This is a genomic window from Amycolatopsis sp. WAC 04197, from assembly GCF_003947475.1.
Taxonomy (GTDB): domain Bacteria; phylum Actinomycetota; class Actinomycetes; order Mycobacteriales; family Pseudonocardiaceae; genus Amycolatopsis; species Amycolatopsis japonica.
Window position 1 is genome coordinate 318,558 of the sequence record NZ_QHJK01000002.1, and the last position, 14,007, is coordinate 332,564.

At 68.2% G+C, this 14,007-nt stretch carries 15 protein-coding genes; 10 read left to right on the forward strand and 5 right to left on the reverse strand.

Going from position 1 to position 14,007, the window contains the following annotated elements; translation table 11 throughout:
- Window positions 1-5: 5 nt before the first annotated feature.
- The 3 genes from DMC64_RS08650 to DMC64_RS08660 all read left to right on the forward strand — a co-directional run bounded on the left by DMC64_RS08650 (window position 6) and on the right by DMC64_RS08660 (window position 2,928).
- The gene (locus DMC64_RS08650) at window positions 6-1,001 is read left to right on the forward strand and encodes an ABC transporter ATP-binding protein (RefSeq protein ID WP_125733134.1); all 996 of its coding nucleotides are present in this window, start codon (window positions 6-8) and stop codon (window positions 999-1,001) included.
- Complete coding sequence (locus DMC64_RS08655; protein ID WP_037334948.1) at window positions 998-2,116, forward strand: ABC transporter ATP-binding protein; 1,119 nt, start codon at window positions 998-1,000, stop codon at window positions 2,114-2,116. The genes DMC64_RS08650 and DMC64_RS08655 overlap by 4 nt, the downstream gene beginning before the upstream one ends.
- A gap of 170 nt (window positions 2,117-2,286) precedes the next feature.
- A complete protein-coding gene (locus DMC64_RS08660) occupies window positions 2,287-2,928 on the forward strand; it encodes an SDR family oxidoreductase (protein ID WP_125733135.1) in 642 nt (213 codons plus the stop codon).
- Here DMC64_RS08660 and DMC64_RS08665 read toward each other — a convergent pair.
- Window positions 2,897-3,484 carry a CGNR zinc finger domain-containing protein gene (locus tag DMC64_RS08665; RefSeq protein ID WP_125733136.1) on the reverse strand — a complete coding sequence of 196 codons (588 nt, stop codon included), beginning with the start codon at window positions 3,482-3,484 and terminating at the stop codon, window positions 2,897-2,899. The two genes, DMC64_RS08660 and DMC64_RS08665, sit on opposite strands and share 32 nt — an antisense overlap.
- Before the next feature lie 87 nt (window positions 3,485-3,571).
- Here DMC64_RS08665 and DMC64_RS08670 point away from each other — a divergent pair, with 87 nt between their 5' ends.
- Together DMC64_RS08670 and erm are read left to right on the forward strand one after the other, a co-directional pair.
- On the forward strand, window positions 3,572-4,270 hold the full coding sequence (locus DMC64_RS08670; protein ID WP_125733137.1) for an SDR family oxidoreductase: 699 nt from the start codon (window positions 3,572-3,574) through the stop codon (window positions 4,268-4,270).
- A gap of 183 nt (window positions 4,271-4,453) precedes the next feature.
- Window positions 4,454-5,188 carry a 23S ribosomal RNA methyltransferase Erm gene (gene erm, locus DMC64_RS08675; protein ID WP_125733138.1) on the forward strand — a complete coding sequence of 245 codons (735 nt, stop codon included), beginning with the start codon at window positions 4,454-4,456 and terminating at the stop codon, window positions 5,186-5,188.
- Here the strand turns inward: erm and DMC64_RS08680 are convergent.
- Window positions 5,091-6,014 carry an EamA family transporter gene (locus tag DMC64_RS08680; protein WP_037334961.1) on the reverse strand — a complete coding sequence of 308 codons (924 nt, stop codon included), beginning with the start codon at window positions 6,012-6,014 and terminating at the stop codon, window positions 5,091-5,093. The genes erm and DMC64_RS08680 overlap by 98 nt on opposite strands.
- Window positions 6,015-6,101: 87 nt before the next feature.
- Between DMC64_RS08680 and DMC64_RS08685 the strand changes: the two genes are divergently transcribed.
- A complete protein-coding gene (locus DMC64_RS08685; RefSeq protein ID WP_037334963.1) occupies window positions 6,102-7,040 on the forward strand; it encodes a LysR family transcriptional regulator in 939 nt (312 codons plus the stop codon).
- Here DMC64_RS08685 and DMC64_RS08690 read toward each other — a convergent pair.
- Window positions 6,997-7,602 carry a TetR/AcrR family transcriptional regulator gene (locus tag DMC64_RS08690; protein WP_370323673.1) on the reverse strand — a complete coding sequence of 202 codons (606 nt, stop codon included), beginning with the start codon at window positions 7,600-7,602 and terminating at the stop codon, window positions 6,997-6,999. The two genes, DMC64_RS08685 and DMC64_RS08690, sit on opposite strands and share 44 nt — an antisense overlap.
- 58 nt (window positions 7,603-7,660) lie before the next feature.
- Here DMC64_RS08690 and DMC64_RS08695 point away from each other — a divergent pair, with 58 nt between their 5' ends.
- Window positions 7,661-8,290 (forward strand): peroxiredoxin-like family protein, encoded by a 630-nt coding sequence (locus DMC64_RS08695; protein WP_125733139.1) that lies wholly within the window; start codon window positions 7,661-7,663, stop codon window positions 8,288-8,290.
- A gap of 64 nt (window positions 8,291-8,354) precedes the next feature.
- On the opposite strand, the gene leuA is transcribed toward DMC64_RS08695, so the two are convergent.
- A complete protein-coding gene (leuA, locus tag DMC64_RS08700) occupies window positions 8,355-10,112 on the reverse strand; it encodes a 2-isopropylmalate synthase (RefSeq protein ID WP_199754937.1) in 1,758 nt (585 codons plus the stop codon).
- A gap of 244 nt (window positions 10,113-10,356) precedes the next feature.
- Here leuA and DMC64_RS08705 point away from each other — a divergent pair, with 244 nt between their 5' ends.
- The 3 genes from DMC64_RS08705 to DMC64_RS08715 are packed head-to-tail and all read left to right on the forward strand — an operon-like array spanning window position 10,357 to window position 13,192.
- Window positions 10,357-10,722: a hypothetical protein gene (locus DMC64_RS08705; RefSeq protein WP_038521146.1), complete on the forward strand. Its 366-nt coding sequence runs from the start codon at window positions 10,357-10,359 to the stop codon at window positions 10,720-10,722.
- A gap of 23 nt (window positions 10,723-10,745) precedes the next feature.
- A complete protein-coding gene (locus tag DMC64_RS08710; RefSeq protein WP_125733140.1) occupies window positions 10,746-11,351 on the forward strand; it encodes a chemotaxis protein CheB in 606 nt (201 codons plus the stop codon).
- The gene (locus DMC64_RS08715) at window positions 11,348-13,192 is read left to right on the forward strand and encodes a CheR family methyltransferase (RefSeq protein WP_125733141.1); all 1,845 of its coding nucleotides are present in this window, start codon (window positions 11,348-11,350) and stop codon (window positions 13,190-13,192) included. Before DMC64_RS08710 ends, DMC64_RS08715 begins: the two co-directional genes overlap by 4 nt.
- Here the strand turns inward: DMC64_RS08715 and DMC64_RS08720 are convergent.
- Window positions 13,125-13,916, reverse strand: a complete 792-nt coding sequence (locus DMC64_RS08720; protein ID WP_125733142.1) for an ANTAR domain-containing protein — start codon at window positions 13,914-13,916, stop codon at window positions 13,125-13,127. The two genes, DMC64_RS08715 and DMC64_RS08720, sit on opposite strands and share 68 nt — an antisense overlap.
- Window positions 13,917-14,007 lie beyond the last annotated feature (91 nt).

The following is a 14,007-nucleotide window of genomic DNA, read 5'->3' on the forward strand; positions in this document are numbered from 1 at the left end:
CTTTCATGGCTCTCCTTGAAGTACGTGACCTCAAGGTCGTTTTCCAGCGACGCGGCGAGAAGCCGTTCACCGCGGTGGACGAGGTCAGTTTCGACGTCGAACCCGGCCAGACGGTCGGTCTCGTCGGCGAGTCCGGTTGCGGCAAGTCCGTGACCTCGCTGGCGATCATGCGGCTGCTCGCGAAGCGCGGCAACCAGGTCAGCGGTTCCGTGTCGTTCGAAGGCACGGATCTGCTTCGCCTGTCGGACAAGGAAATGCGGGACCGCCGGGGGCGCGACCTCGGCATGGTGTTCCAGGACCCGCTGTCCTCGCTGAACCCGGTCATCCCGATCGGGCTGCAGATCACCGAGGTGCTGGAGCGGCACCGCGGGATGGCGCGCAAGGCGGCGTCGGTGGAGGCGGCGGAACTGCTGGACAAGGTCGGCATCCCCGACCCGACCCGGCGGCTTTCCGAATACCCGCACCAGCTTTCCGGCGGGATGCGGCAGCGCGCGCTGATCGCGATCGCGCTGGCGTGCCGTCCGCGGCTGCTCATCGCCGACGAGCCGACCACCGCGCTCGACGTGACGATCCAGGCGCAGATCCTCGCGCTGCTGCGGGAACTGGTGCAGGACACCGGGACCGCGCTGATCATGATCACGCACGACCTCGGTGTGGTCGCCGGTCTCTGTGACCAGGTCAACGTGCTCTACGGCGGCAAGATCGTCGAGCGCGCGGAGCGGCACGCGTTGTTCGCCGAGCCGCGGCATCCCTACACGCACGGCCTGCTCGCCTCGATCCCGCGTCTCGACGCGGGCCGCGGCGAGAAACTGATCCCCATCAAGGGATCCGTCGCCGACAACATCCCGTGGGACGGCGGCTGCGCGTTCGCGCCCCGCTGCCCGAACGCTCTCGGCGTGTGCCGGGAGGTTTCACCGCAGCTGACCCCGGATCGCAACGGGCTGCTGCGCTGCCACAACCCGGTGATCCCGGCCGTGGCCGCACGAGGAGGGGCCCGATGACCCACACGGTACCGCCGCAGGACGTGCTCCTGGAGGTCGACGATCTCAAGGTGCACTTCCCGATCAAACGCGGCATCGTGGTCGACCGCACGGTCGGGCACGTGTTCGCCGTCGACGGCGTCGATCTGGCCATCCGCCGGGGTGAGACCTACGGCCTGGTCGGGGAATCCGGCTGCGGGAAGTCCACTTTGGGCAGGGCGATCCTCCGGCTGACCGAGCTGACCGACGGCAAGGTCGTCTTCGACGGCACCGACGTGGCCGGGCTCAAGGGCGAGGAACTGCGCAAGGCCCGCCGCCGGATGCAGATGGTGTTCCAGGACCCGATGTCCTCTTTGGACCCTCGGCAGTCGGTGGAATCCATCCTGACCGAAGGGATGAAGGCGCACGGCCTCGACAAGGACAAGGAGGCGACGGCCAAGCGGCTGCGCGAACTCCTTGCCGCCGTGGGACTTCCGGAGTCCGCGCTGCGGAAGTACCCGCACGAGTTCTCGGGCGGTCAGCGTCAGCGCATCGGTATCGCGCGGGCACTGGCGGTCGAGCCGGACCTGATCGTCGCCGACGAACCGGTGTCCGCGCTGGACGTCTCGGTGCAGGCGCAGGTGGTCAACCTCCTGGAGGATCTGCAGGAGAAGCTCGGGCTGACCTACCTGGTGATCGCGCACGACCTCGCGGTGGTGCGCCACATCTCCGACCGCATCGGCGTGATGTACCTCGGCTCGCTGGTCGAAGAGGCCGACGCGGACACGCTGTACGAGAACCCGCTGCACCCGTACACGCGGGCGCTGCTCTCGGCGATCCCCGTGCCGGACCCGACGGTGGAGGACACCCGCGAGCAGATCCTGCTCGCCGGTGACCTGCCCTCGCCGGCGCGGCCGCCGTCCGGCTGCCGGTTCCACACGCGGTGCCCGTGGAAGCAGCAGAGCCTGTGCGACACCGACCGCCCGCAGCTGCGGGAGATCGGCACCGGGCACCGGGTCGCGTGCCACTACGCGGAGGACATCCGCGACGGGCGGATCAAACCGCACGAGGTCAAGGCGGAACTCGTCGAGGCCGGGGAGCTGAACCCGGACGTCGGCGGACTGCCGGACGTCGGCTCGGCGGCGGAGATCCTCTAGTCCCGAACGCGCGTGAAGGCCCCCTTCCCTCGGCTCAGCCGCGGAAAGGGGGCCTTCACGCGCTCCCCGCATTTAGTCCTCTGAATGCGTGCAGTCGGCGAGGGCGCGAAGCCCGTCCGCATTCAGAGGACTAAATGCGGGGAGTACGGCCATCAGGCAGACTCTCTGTTATGCGGGTCACAGTGCTGGGAGCGTCGGGGCGGACGGGGATCCACGTGGTCCGGATCCTGCGGGGGCGGGGACATCAGGTGCGGGCGGGCTTGCGCAGCCGCCGCCGCGCCGAGCAGGTCGCCGGGCTCGGCGCCGAAACCGTCGTCGCGGACGTCACCGCCGACGCGGACGACCTCGTCGAGGCGCTCGCCGGATCCGAAGTGGTGATCAGCGCGATCGGCGCGCCCGATCCCGACCATGCCTCGGTCGACCTCGTCGACCGCGACGGCGTGATCACCGCGATCCGCGCGGCGGAGAAGGCGGGCGTCGCGCGGTTCGTGCAGCTTTCCGCGCAGTTCGCGGATTCGCCGGATCAGGGTGATCGCCTGGTGCGGTCGATCCTGATGGCGAAGCAGATCTCCGACAGCGTCCTGCGCCGTTCGAGCCTGAACTGGACGATCGTCCGGCCCGGCACGCTCACCGACGATCAGCCCACCGGCCACGTCAAGATCGCCGGGCACCTCGAACCGGGCCGCGTCTCCCGCGCGGACGTCGCCGCCGTCCTGGTCGCGACGCTGGAAGAGCCGCTCGCCGAGAATCAGGGTTTCGACGTCATCGGCGGGGAGATCCCTATTCCGTCGGCGCTGGCGTCGTTGGGCTGAGCGCCTTCTTCCGCTCCCGCGCGGCCCGCAGGTTCGCGACGTTCCCGCAGGTGCGCACGTCGTGCCAGACGCCGCTGTTGTTGCGCGAGACGTCGTAGAAGGCCGAACGGCAGCCGTCGAGCCGGCACAGTTTCAGCCGCGACCAGATCCCGGCCTGCTGCGCGAGCAGCGTCTCCGTCCACAGCGCCGAAGCGAGCCACTGCCGTCCGGTGCCGGAGGGGAACAGCCGGACGACGCCGTCGCGCAGGTCGAGGTCCGCCTTGATCGGCTTGCCGAGGTCCGTTTCGCCGCCGTCCACGAGCGAAACGAACGATGCGCGAAGGTCGCGAAGAGCGCGAAGGTCACCCGGTCCCAGCGAGATGTCGGGTGCCTCGGAGTCCCGGGCTCGCGACCATTCCGCCAGCGCCTCGGCGGCCCAAGGCCGTGCCAGGTCGGCGTCGCTCAGCAGGTCGAGGCCGTAGGTCTTGATCGCCTTGGTGTTGAGGAAGTCCTGAACGAGCGCCAGCCCCGAGGGGGCGGTGCGTAACCGGTACCGGTCCGTCGCGGTCCATGACATAGGTCAAGCGTACTTGACTCTGTCGAGTCGCGTCGCCATGCTGACGACAGAGGCAAAAGCCGAATACTTCTGTCAAGGGAGCAAGTCATGACCTCCATCGAAGGCGCCGTCGTCCTGGTCACCGGCGGGCAGCGCGGGCTCGGCAAGGCGTTCGTCGCCGAACTGCTCGACCGCGGCGCCGCCAAGGTCTACGCGACCGCCAGGTCGCCGCGCGAGGAGACCGATCCGCGGATCGTCCCGCTCCCGCTCGACGTCACCGACCCGGAATCCGTCCGCGCGCTGGCCGAGAAGGCGGGAGACGTGACGATCGTCTTCAACAACGCCGGCGTCCTCGGGCTCGGCTCGCTGTTGAACGACGGCGTCGAAGCGCACCGCCCGGTCTTCGAGACGAACGTCTTCGGTGCGCTGCGCGTCGCGCAAGCGTTTGCGCCGCAGCTCAAGGACGGTGGTGCGCTGGTCAACGTGCACTCGGTCCTGTCGTGGGCGGCGGGCTCGGGCTCGTACGGCGCGTCGAAGGCGGCGTTCTGGTCGCTCACCAATTCGCTCCGCATCGAGTTCGCCGAGCAGGGCACCCAGGTGGTCGGTGTGCACCTCGGCTACACCGACACCGACATGACCCAGGGCCTCGACATCCCCAAGAACGACCCGCGCGACGTCGCCCGCCAGGTCGTCGACGGCCTCGAAAAGGGCGAGACCGAGGTGCTCACCGACGATCTCACCCGCCGGGTCAAGGCCGCGCTGGCCGGTCCGGTCGAGCATCTCGGCACCAGCCGGATCGGCGCGTAGAAAACCGTTGGCGGGAGGCTGCCGCTCCGAGGTAGCTTCGCCGCCATGTGTGCCCCCGCGTTCACCCGGATCCGCCGCGCCTAGCGGCGGATTCCCGGCTTTCGGCAAGGAACCGCCGCCCGAGCGAGTCATCGCCGGGCGGGCCTCGTGCTGCCCGGCTCACCTCGAAGCCGCGGAGATCCCTTGCGCACACAGCGTCCTGGCCGTCATGAACTCGGCCAGAACTTCCTTATCGACCAGAACATCGTCGAAACCGTCGTGAAGCTCGTCGGCGGCACGACCGGGCCGATCATCGAATTCGGCACGGGCGACGGCGCCCTGACCCTGCCGCTGGAACGGCTCGGCAGGTCGCTGACCGGCGTCGAGATCGACGACCGCCGCACCGCCCGGCTGGCGGGCCGCGTCCAGCCGCCGACGAAGATCGTCACCGCGGACTTCCTGCGGTTCCCGTTGCCGAAGACACCCCATGTGCTGGTCGGGAACCTGCCGTTCCACCTGACCACCGCGACCCTGCGCCACGTCCTCGCCGCTCCCGGCTGGACGGACGCCGTACTGCTCATGCAGTGGGAGGTGGCGCGCCGCCGCGCCGGGGTCGGTGGCGCGACCATGATGACCGCGCAGTGGTGGCCGTGGTTCGACTTCCGGCTGGCGGGCCGGGTGCCCGCGGAGGCGTTCCGCCCCAGGCCGGGCGTCGACGGCGGTCTGCTCACCGTGACCCGGCGTGAGCGGCCGCTCGTCGACGACGCGGATCGTGCGCGCTACCAGGACTTCGTGCGGCAGGTGTTCACCAGGCCCGGCCGGGACGTCGTGCCCAAACGGCTCACCGCACGCCAGTGGGCTGAGGCGTTTCGGCTTCGGCGAGGAAATCCGGTTCGCGCACGCGGCGTTTCGTCGAGCCGAACAGGACGCCGCCGATGACGACGGCCGCCGCGACGATCTCCACCGGCGAAGGCCGCTCGTCGAGGACCAGGAACGCCATCGACAGCCCGACCACCGGAACCAGCAGGGAGAACGGCGCGACCACGCCCGCCGGGTTGCGGCGCATCAGCGACGTCCAGATCCCGGAGCCGACGATCGTGCCGAACAGCACGACGTAGGCGAGGCCGCCGAGCCCGATCAGCCCGGTCGTCGTGCCGAGCGTGCTCAGTGAGTGCCCGATCTCGGCGGGGCCCTCCATGACCAACGACAGCGCGAACATCGGCAGCGGCGGCACCACGGACATCCAGAGGACGAAATTCAGCGGGTTGTCCGGTGCCGCCTGCCGGGTGCTCAGGTTGCCGAACGCCCAGCTCAGCGCGCCGAGCAGGGTCAGGATCACCGGCAGCAGGGCGGCGTTCCCGGCCTGCTGCCAGGCGATCGTCGCCATCCCGGCGACGGCGAGCAGGATCCCGGCGAGCTGCCGTCCGGACACGCGTTCGCGCAGGAAGACGGCGCCGAGCAGCACGGTGAACGGGGCCGACGCCTGCAGCACGAGCGACGCGAGACCGGTCGGCATACCGGTGTCCATCGCGATGAAGAGGAACACGAACTGCCCGGTGCCGAAGCCCAGCCCGTAGCCGAGCAGGTGGCGGATCTTCACCTTCGGCCACGGGACGAACAGGATCGTCGGGATCGCGATGACCGCGAAGCGCAGCCCGCCGGCGAAGACGGGCGGGAACTGGCCGAGGGTGGCGTGGATGGCGAGGAAGTTGCAGCCCCAGAGGACGGCGACGAACAGGGCGAGCAGACGATCGCGGGCGGGCATGTCTTCACTCTTACGTGGAACGACCCTTTAGGACCAGCGAGAATATTTGCAGCGATCGTTCAGTTCGGCTTCACATATGCTGGCGGTATGGACATCGGCCGGTTGCGGACCCTGCGGGAGTTCGCTGATCGCGGCAGCGTGACGGCGGCCGCGAAAGCGTTGCACTGCACGCCGTCCGCGGTCTCTCAGCAGCTGCGCGCCTTGCAGAGTGACGTCGGTCTCGCGCTGACGGAACCGGCCGGACGCGGCCTGCGGCTGACCGACGCGGGTCGCGCGCTGGTCGCCCGCGCGGACGACGTACTCGCCGCGCTGGAGCGGGCGGAGTCCGAATTGGACACTTACCGCAGCGCCCCGCGCGGCCGGGTCCGGGTGGCGATCTTCCAGTCCGCCGGGCTGATGCTGCTGCCGGGCCTGCTGCACCGGACGGCGGAATTCGACGGCCTGGACGTCATCGTGCGCGACGTCGACATGACCCCGCCGGAGGTCCCCGGGCTCGTCGCGGATTACGACATCGTGGTGGCGCACCGGGACGAGCACGCGCCGTCACTCGGCTCGGACCGGCTGGAGACCCGGCATCTGCTGCGGGAACCGCTCGACGTCGCGCTCCCGGCGGGGCACCGGCTCGCGAAGCGCCGCCGCATCGAACTCGCCGAACTGGCCGACGAACGCTGGATCAGCGTCAACGCCGGCTTCCCGGTGGACGACATCCTCCAGTCGCTGATCATCCGCACCGGGGTGCGGCCGCAGGTGGTCCAGCGCATCAACGACTTCCGCATCACCGAACGGCTCGTCGCCGCCGGGCACGGGATCGCGCTCCTGCCCCGGTACACAATGGACACCCGGCGCGGCAGCGGTCTGGTCTGCCGTCCGCTCGCCGGGATCAAGGCGGCACGGCACGTGGAGGCGGTTTACCGGCTCGGTGCGTCTTCACGGCCCGCGGTGGCGAAGGTGCTCGATGCGCTCGCCGACGAGGTCGGCGCGCTCACGGGCGAGCGTGACTCTTCAGGTGGTCCAAGGCGATCTTGAGCGCGTCGGCGATCGGCGTGACGTCGTGGCGCAGGTGGGCCATCAGCAGGCCGCCCTGCACACAGGTCAGCGCGGCCTGCGCGAGCCTCGCCGGGTCTGCGCCCTCGACCAGTTTTCCCTGTTCCCGCAACGATTCCAGGCCGCGCTGGAGATGTGACTCCCATTCGCGGTAGGCCTTGTCCAGCAGCGGCGCCATCTTGGGGTCGTCCCCGAGTTCGCCGGTGAGATTGCCCAGCGGGCAGGCGATCGGCCCCTTGGGCGTGGTCTGGATGGCCAGGATCTCCCTGGCCCACTGGTCGAAATCGGCCCAGTCGTGCAGCTCGAAGATGGTCGGCTGGTTGCCGAGGATGTTTTCGAGGAAGCGGGTGATGACCGCTTCGACGAGCTGATCCTTGTTCTTGAAGTAGTGGTACATCTGCGATTTCCCGGCCCCGCTGGCCGCGAGCACCTTGTCGACGCTCGTCCCGGCGACGCCGTGGACGTACATCAGCTCCGCCGCCGCGTCGACGATGGCGCCCCTCGTCATCCGCCCCTGCGGGGTCTTCGCCGGTTGACCGCTCATGTACCGAATAGTACAGTCGGCGCCACTGTACCGATCAGTACAACCGAAGGAGCCGACCATGGGGGATCTCAACACCGAACTCGCCGAGCTGCGGGAATCCGTCGCGAGCCACGTTCCGGCGGAGGTCGCCGAGGTGCTCAAGGCCGACCGCGCGACGTTCGTCGGGGTGGTCGCCGAGGCGGCCGCGAAACCGGGGACGCCGATGCCGGACCTCGCGCTGCCGGACGCCGGCGGCGATCGGGTGCGGGTCGCGGACGGGCCCGCGGTCGTGGTGTTCTATCGCGGCGCGTGGTGTCCGTACTGCAACCTGGCGCTGCGCACGTATCAACAGGAGCTGTTGCCGGAGCTGGAGAAACTGGGCGTGAAGCTGGTCGCGGTCAGCCCGCAGCTGCCGGACGGCTCACTGTCCACAAAGGATCTTGAATTCGCCGTTCTGTCCGATGTGGACAACGAGCTCGGGCGCGCGCTCGGCATCACGTTCCGGCTGGCCCCGGAGACGAAACCGGCGTTCGACACGCTCATCGGCGACGTCGAGAAGATCAACGGGGCGGCGGAATGGGAGCTGCCGTATCCGACCGTCCTGGTCGTGGACGGCGAAGGCGTCATCCGGTACATCGACGTGCACCCGGACTACACCACGCGCACCGACCCGGCCGACGTCCTGGCCGCGGTGAAAACAGCCCTGTAGAAGTACATGAAGGCCCCCTTCCTGTACCTAGGCGCAAGGAAGGGGGCCTTCATGTACTGAGGGACTACCGGTTAGCGCGGTTCACGGCCGACACGACGGCCCGCAGCGAAGCGGTCACGATCGACGGGTCGATCCCGATGCCCCAGTACACCCGGTCGGAGATCGCGCACTCGATGTACGACGCCGCCCGCGCGTCGTCGCCCGGCGAGAGCGTGTGCTCGCTGTAGTCCAGCAGCCGCAGGTCGAACCCGACGGTCGACAGCGCGTCGAAGAACGCCGCGATCGGGCCGTTCCCGCGCCCGGTGACCTCGTGCTCGTCGCCTTCGACCCGCACGGTCGCGGTGATGTCGTACTCACCGTCCCCGTTGTCCCGGACGTGCTGGCGCACCAGCTCCAGCGGCGTCTTCAGCTCCAGGTACTCGGCCGAGAACGCGTTCCACATCGTGGCCGGGTCGACCTCGCCGCCCTCGGTGTCGGTGTGGCGCTGGACGACCTTCGAGAACTCGATCTGCAGGCGCCGCGGCAGGTCGAGCTGGTGCTCGGCCTTCATGATGTAGGCGACGCCGCCCTTGCCGGACTGCGAGTTCACCCGGATCACGGCCTCGTAGTTGCGGCCGATGTCCTTCGGGTCGATCGGCAGGTACGGGACCTCCCACGGGTGCTCGTCGACCGGCGTCCCCGCCTTGTCTGCGGCGGCCTTCAGCGCGTCGAGGCCCTTGTTGATCGCGTCCTGGTGGCTGCCGGAGAACGCGGTGAACACCAGGTCGCCCGCCCACGGGCTGCGTTCGTGCACCGGCAGCTGGTTGCAGTATTCGACGGTCCGCTTGATCTCGTCCATGTCGGAGAAGTCGATCTGCGGGTCGACGCCCTGGCTGTACAGGTTCATGCCCAGTGCGACGAGGTCGACGTTGCCGGTGCGCTCGCCGTTGCCGAACAGGCAGCCTTCGATCCGGTCCGCGCCGGCCTGGAAGCCCAGTTCGGCGGCGGCGATACCGGTGCCCCGGTCGTTGTGCGGGTGCAGCGACAGGATCACCGAGTCGCGGCGGTCCAGGTTGCGGTGCATCCACTCGATCGAGTCGGCGTAGACGTTCGGCGACGCCATCTCGACGGTCGCGGGCAGGTTCAGGATCACCGGTTTCTCCGGCGTCGGCTGCCAGATCTCCGTGATGGTGTTGCAGACCTCGAGCGCGTACGACAGCTCGGTGCCGGTGTAGGACTCCGGCGAGTATTGGAAGCGGAAGTCGGTGTCCGGCTGCTTCGCCGCGTAGTCGACGACCAGCTCGGCGGCCTGCGAAGCGATCTTCGTGATGCCGATGCGCTCTTCGCGGAACACGACGCGACGCTGCAGGATCGAGGTCGAGTTGTAGATGTGGACGATCGCGCGCGGCGCGCCTTCGAGCGCCTTGAAGGTGCGCTCGATCAGCTCCGGGCGGCACTGGGTCAGCACCTGGATGCTGACGTCGTCCGGGATGGCGCCCTCGTCGATGATCTCGCGGACGAAGTCGAAGTCCGTCTGCGACGCCGCCGGGAAACCGACCTCGATCTCCTTGTAGCCCATGCGGACCAGCAGGTCGAAGAACTTGCGCTTCCGCGCGGGCGACATCGGGTCGATCAGGGCCTGGTTGCCGTCACGCAGGTCGACGGCGCACCACAGCGGCGCGCGCTCGATCCGCTTGTCCGGCCAGGTGCGGTCGGGCAGCGAGATGTCCTCGACCAGGTCGTACCAGGGGCGATAGCGGTGTACGGGCATCGAAGTGCCGCGCTGGGTGTTCCACGAAGCCTGCTCGGAAGGCGCAGGACGGGTGGGCTTGCGAATACTCATGAGGGGACGGTTCTCCTGAAGAATCGGGTGCGACGACCGGCACCACGAAGCCCCGCGACGGGGAGCCGGTCCGATCAGGCCCCGTCGCGGCAGCGAAGCAGGAGAGCTCGAGCCACGACGCCACCTTAACCGCGCGATCTCCCGAAGGGAAACCCGGGCCGCGATCGAACCGTGACCACAGTGGCGCCCATTCGGGTTACTCGCGGGTAGCAATCGGACCAGGCGACGTGCCACACTGCCCGGCATGGGCGAGCACGCAGAAGAGAAGGAAACCGCTGATCAGGCGACCAGGCGCAAGGTCGACTGGCGAGCGGGCGGCAGCCGCGCGGCCGGGATCCTGGCGAGCGTCGTCCGCTGGGTCGGCCTGATCTTCGCGGCCATCCTGGTGCTGCACGTCGTCTTCGTGATCGGCGAGGCGAACCCGGACAACGGCATCGTGTCCTTCGTCCGCGGCTGGGCCGACGGGCTGCTGCTGGGCTTCAAGGATCTCTTCATGCCCGAGGACGCCAAGCTGCGCGTGCTGGTCAACTACGGCATCGCCGCGATCTTCTGGATGGTCGTCACCGGGATCCTCGCGAAGATCATCCGCCGCGTCGGCGGTTCCGCTTAGCCTCGGAGCACTACGCTCGGAAGATGTCCGCCCCCAGCCGCTCCCGGGCGGTGCCCTACGAGATCGTCGCGATCGGGGCTTCGGCGGGCGGAGTCAAAGCACTCCTCACGGTGCTCGAGGCCTTGCCCGCGGATTTCCCGGTGCCCTTGGTCATCGTCCAGCACCTCGATCCCCACCACGACACGGTGCTCGCCGAGCTCCTCGACCGGCGGTCGCGCTTGCGGGTCAAGCTGGCCGAGAACGGCGAGGTGGTCGAGTCCGGTATGGCCTATGTGGCCCCGCCGGACCGTCACCTCCTGATCGGGCCCGGTGGTGAACTCCGGCTGTCGGAGCGGGACAAGGTGAGATTCGTCCGGCCGTCGGTCGATCTGCTCTTCGAATCCGTCGCGGAGGTTTGCGGTCCCGCGGCGCTGGTCTGTGTGCTGACCGGAACCGGTTTCGACGGCTCGGCGGGCGCGAGGGCGGTCTCGTCGCATGGCGGTACCGTGGTCGCCGAGGACCCGAATACAGCGGAATTCAAAGGCATGCCACAGGCCGTGGCGAACTCCGTGGCGGTCGACCTGACGCTGCCGCTGGAGGGGATCGCGGACGCGCTGGTGGCCCTGACCGGAGGAACGAGATCGCTGTGACCGCGTATGACGGCGAGGCCGAAGACGAGCAAGAGCTCGAATCCCTGCTCGCGTTCATCAACGATTCCCGCGGCTTCGATTTCACCGGGTACAAGCGGACGTCGCTCGGCCGCCGGATCCGCAAGCGGATGCAGACCGTGAACTTCGAGAGGTACGCGGATTACCGGGATTTCCTGGAAAGCAACGCCGACGAGTTCCAAGAACTCTTCAACACCATTCTGATCAACGTCACCGGATTCTTCCGCGATCCGGCGGCGTGGGAATACCTGCGGACGGCCGTCGTCCCCGGCCTGATCGCCAACGCCGACCCGGACCAGGACATCCGCATCTGGAGCGCCGGCTGTTCGAGCGGTGAGGAGGCCTACACCCTCGCGATCATCTTCGCCGAGCACCTCGGTATCGAAGCCTGCACCAAACGGGTCAAGATCTACGGCACCGATGTCGACGAGGAAGCCCTGCGCGAGGCGAGGGCCGGCGTGTATCCCCTCAAGACACTGGAAAAGCTCCCTGACGAGGTGAAGGCGAAGTACTTCGAACCGAACGGTGCCCTGTTCGCCTTCCGCCGCGACCTCCGCCGCCGGGTGATCTTCGGCAGGCACGACATCACCCGCGACGCCCCGATCTCGCGGGTCGATCTGCTCGTCTGCCGCAACACCCTGATGTATTTCAACGTCGAAGCGCAGACGAAGATCATCGAACGGTTCCATTTCGCGCTCAACGAAGGCGGCCACCTTTTCCTCGGCAAGGCCGAGATGCTGCTCGCCGACGGATCCCGGTTCGAGGTCACCGACATGCGCAACCGGGTGTTCCGGATCCAAGGCGGGGCGGGAACGGCGAAACCCGGACGGCTCGACTTCTTGTCCGCCTCCGAGGCGGGACGGATCAATCGGCGTCAGGTGGTCGAACTGGCCTTGGCATCCTCGCCGGATTCGGTGCTCGTCATCGACCGTGACGGCAAGGTCGCGTTGATCAACGGTGCGACGCGGCTGCAGTTCGGGCTGTCCTCGGACAAGGTCGGCACCCCGTTCGGTGAGCTGGAGATCTCCTCCCGGCCGCTCGACCTCGGAGCCTTGGTCGAGAGAGCCCACAGCGAGCGCCAAAGCATCCGGGTCAACGCCGTGCGGTGGGACAAGAACGACGGCGAGACACGGTACTTCGACGTCATCGTCAAGCCGCTGCTCACCACCGACGGCGAGGATCTCGGCGTCGCGATCACCCTCATCGACACCACCGAGGCCACCCGGCTCCAGCAGGAGGTCAAACGGGTGCAAGAGGACCTCGCCACCGCCTACGCGGAACTCCAGTCGACGAACGCGGAACTGGAGACCGTCAACGAGGAACTCCAGTCGAGCATCGAAGAACTCGAGACGACGAACGAGGAACTCCAGTCCACGAACGAGGAACTCGAAACCACCAACGAGGAACTCCAGTCGGGCAACGAAGAACTCGAAACGATGAACGAGGAGCTGCGGATCCGCACCGCCGAGCTGGACGAAGCGCGCACCTTCCTCGAAGGGGTGCTGTCGAGCGTCGCCGCCGGAGTGGTCGTGCTCGACAGCGATCTCCTGGTGCGCAGCTGGAACCGCGGCGCCGAGGACCTGTGGGGGATGCGCGCCGACGAGGTCTACCGGACGGACTTCTTCAAGCTCGATTTCGGCCTGCCGACGGACGGGCTGCGCGACATGGTCGAGATCTGCAACGAGACCGGCCACCGCGCGCTGCCGCTCGAGACCGACGCGGTGGACCGGAAGGGCAGATCCTTCGCCGCCTCCGTCAGTTGTTCGCCGCTGGGCGGGCCGGGAAGTGGCGTCGTGCTGCTGATGGAGAAGCGGCGGGGGTGAGGTCTTCGCCCTGGGGGATCAGGTCGGCGACCGTCAAACGGCGGCTCATCAGCCGTTCGGACAGGTCGCCGATCCGCATGTTGTGACTGCGGGCGTAGCGCCGCAGCACGCGGAACGCGCCCTCCGCGCTGACTTCCAGCCGGGCGGACAGCAATCCCTTGGCCTGTTCGATGATCACCCGGCTCGACAGCGCGCCCTGCAGTTGCCGCGAGGTCGTGGTCAGCCCGGCGATCGTCCGGTGGTTGAGCATGGCGATCGTCGCGACGTCGGCGAGCGCGTTCGCGATGCTCAGTTCGGTCGGTGGCAGCGGCGCCGTCTCGGTGGTCAGGATCGTCACCGCGCCGAGCGCGTCTTCGCGGCGGCTGAACGGGAACGCGTGCACTGACCGGTAGCCGAGGGAAAGCGCGGCGGGAGCGAATCCGCTCCAGCGTGACGTCGCTTCGTCGAGGAGCACGTTGACGACAGGCTTTCCGCTCGCCTCGCTCTCGATACCGGGCCCTTCCTCGGCGAACAGTTCGCCGAGCGGTGGCGCCTCAAGTCTTTCGTCGGTGTCCACCACGACCTGGCGGTCGCCGGAGGCGGTCAGGTGCACCGACGACGAAGCGATCAGCTGGGTGTACCGATCCGCCACGCAGAGCCAGTAATTCGCCGGATCCAACGCGGGGACGAGAGTGTCCGCCAGCTCCACCAACGTGTCGGCGACCCATTTTTCGCGATTCCGCATCAAAAATCGGCCTTCCTTGGGGCAGCCAACGCTAGTCCTCTTGATGTGGTCACGGAAGTCGCCTCACTCAGCCATCCGGGTCACATCGGCA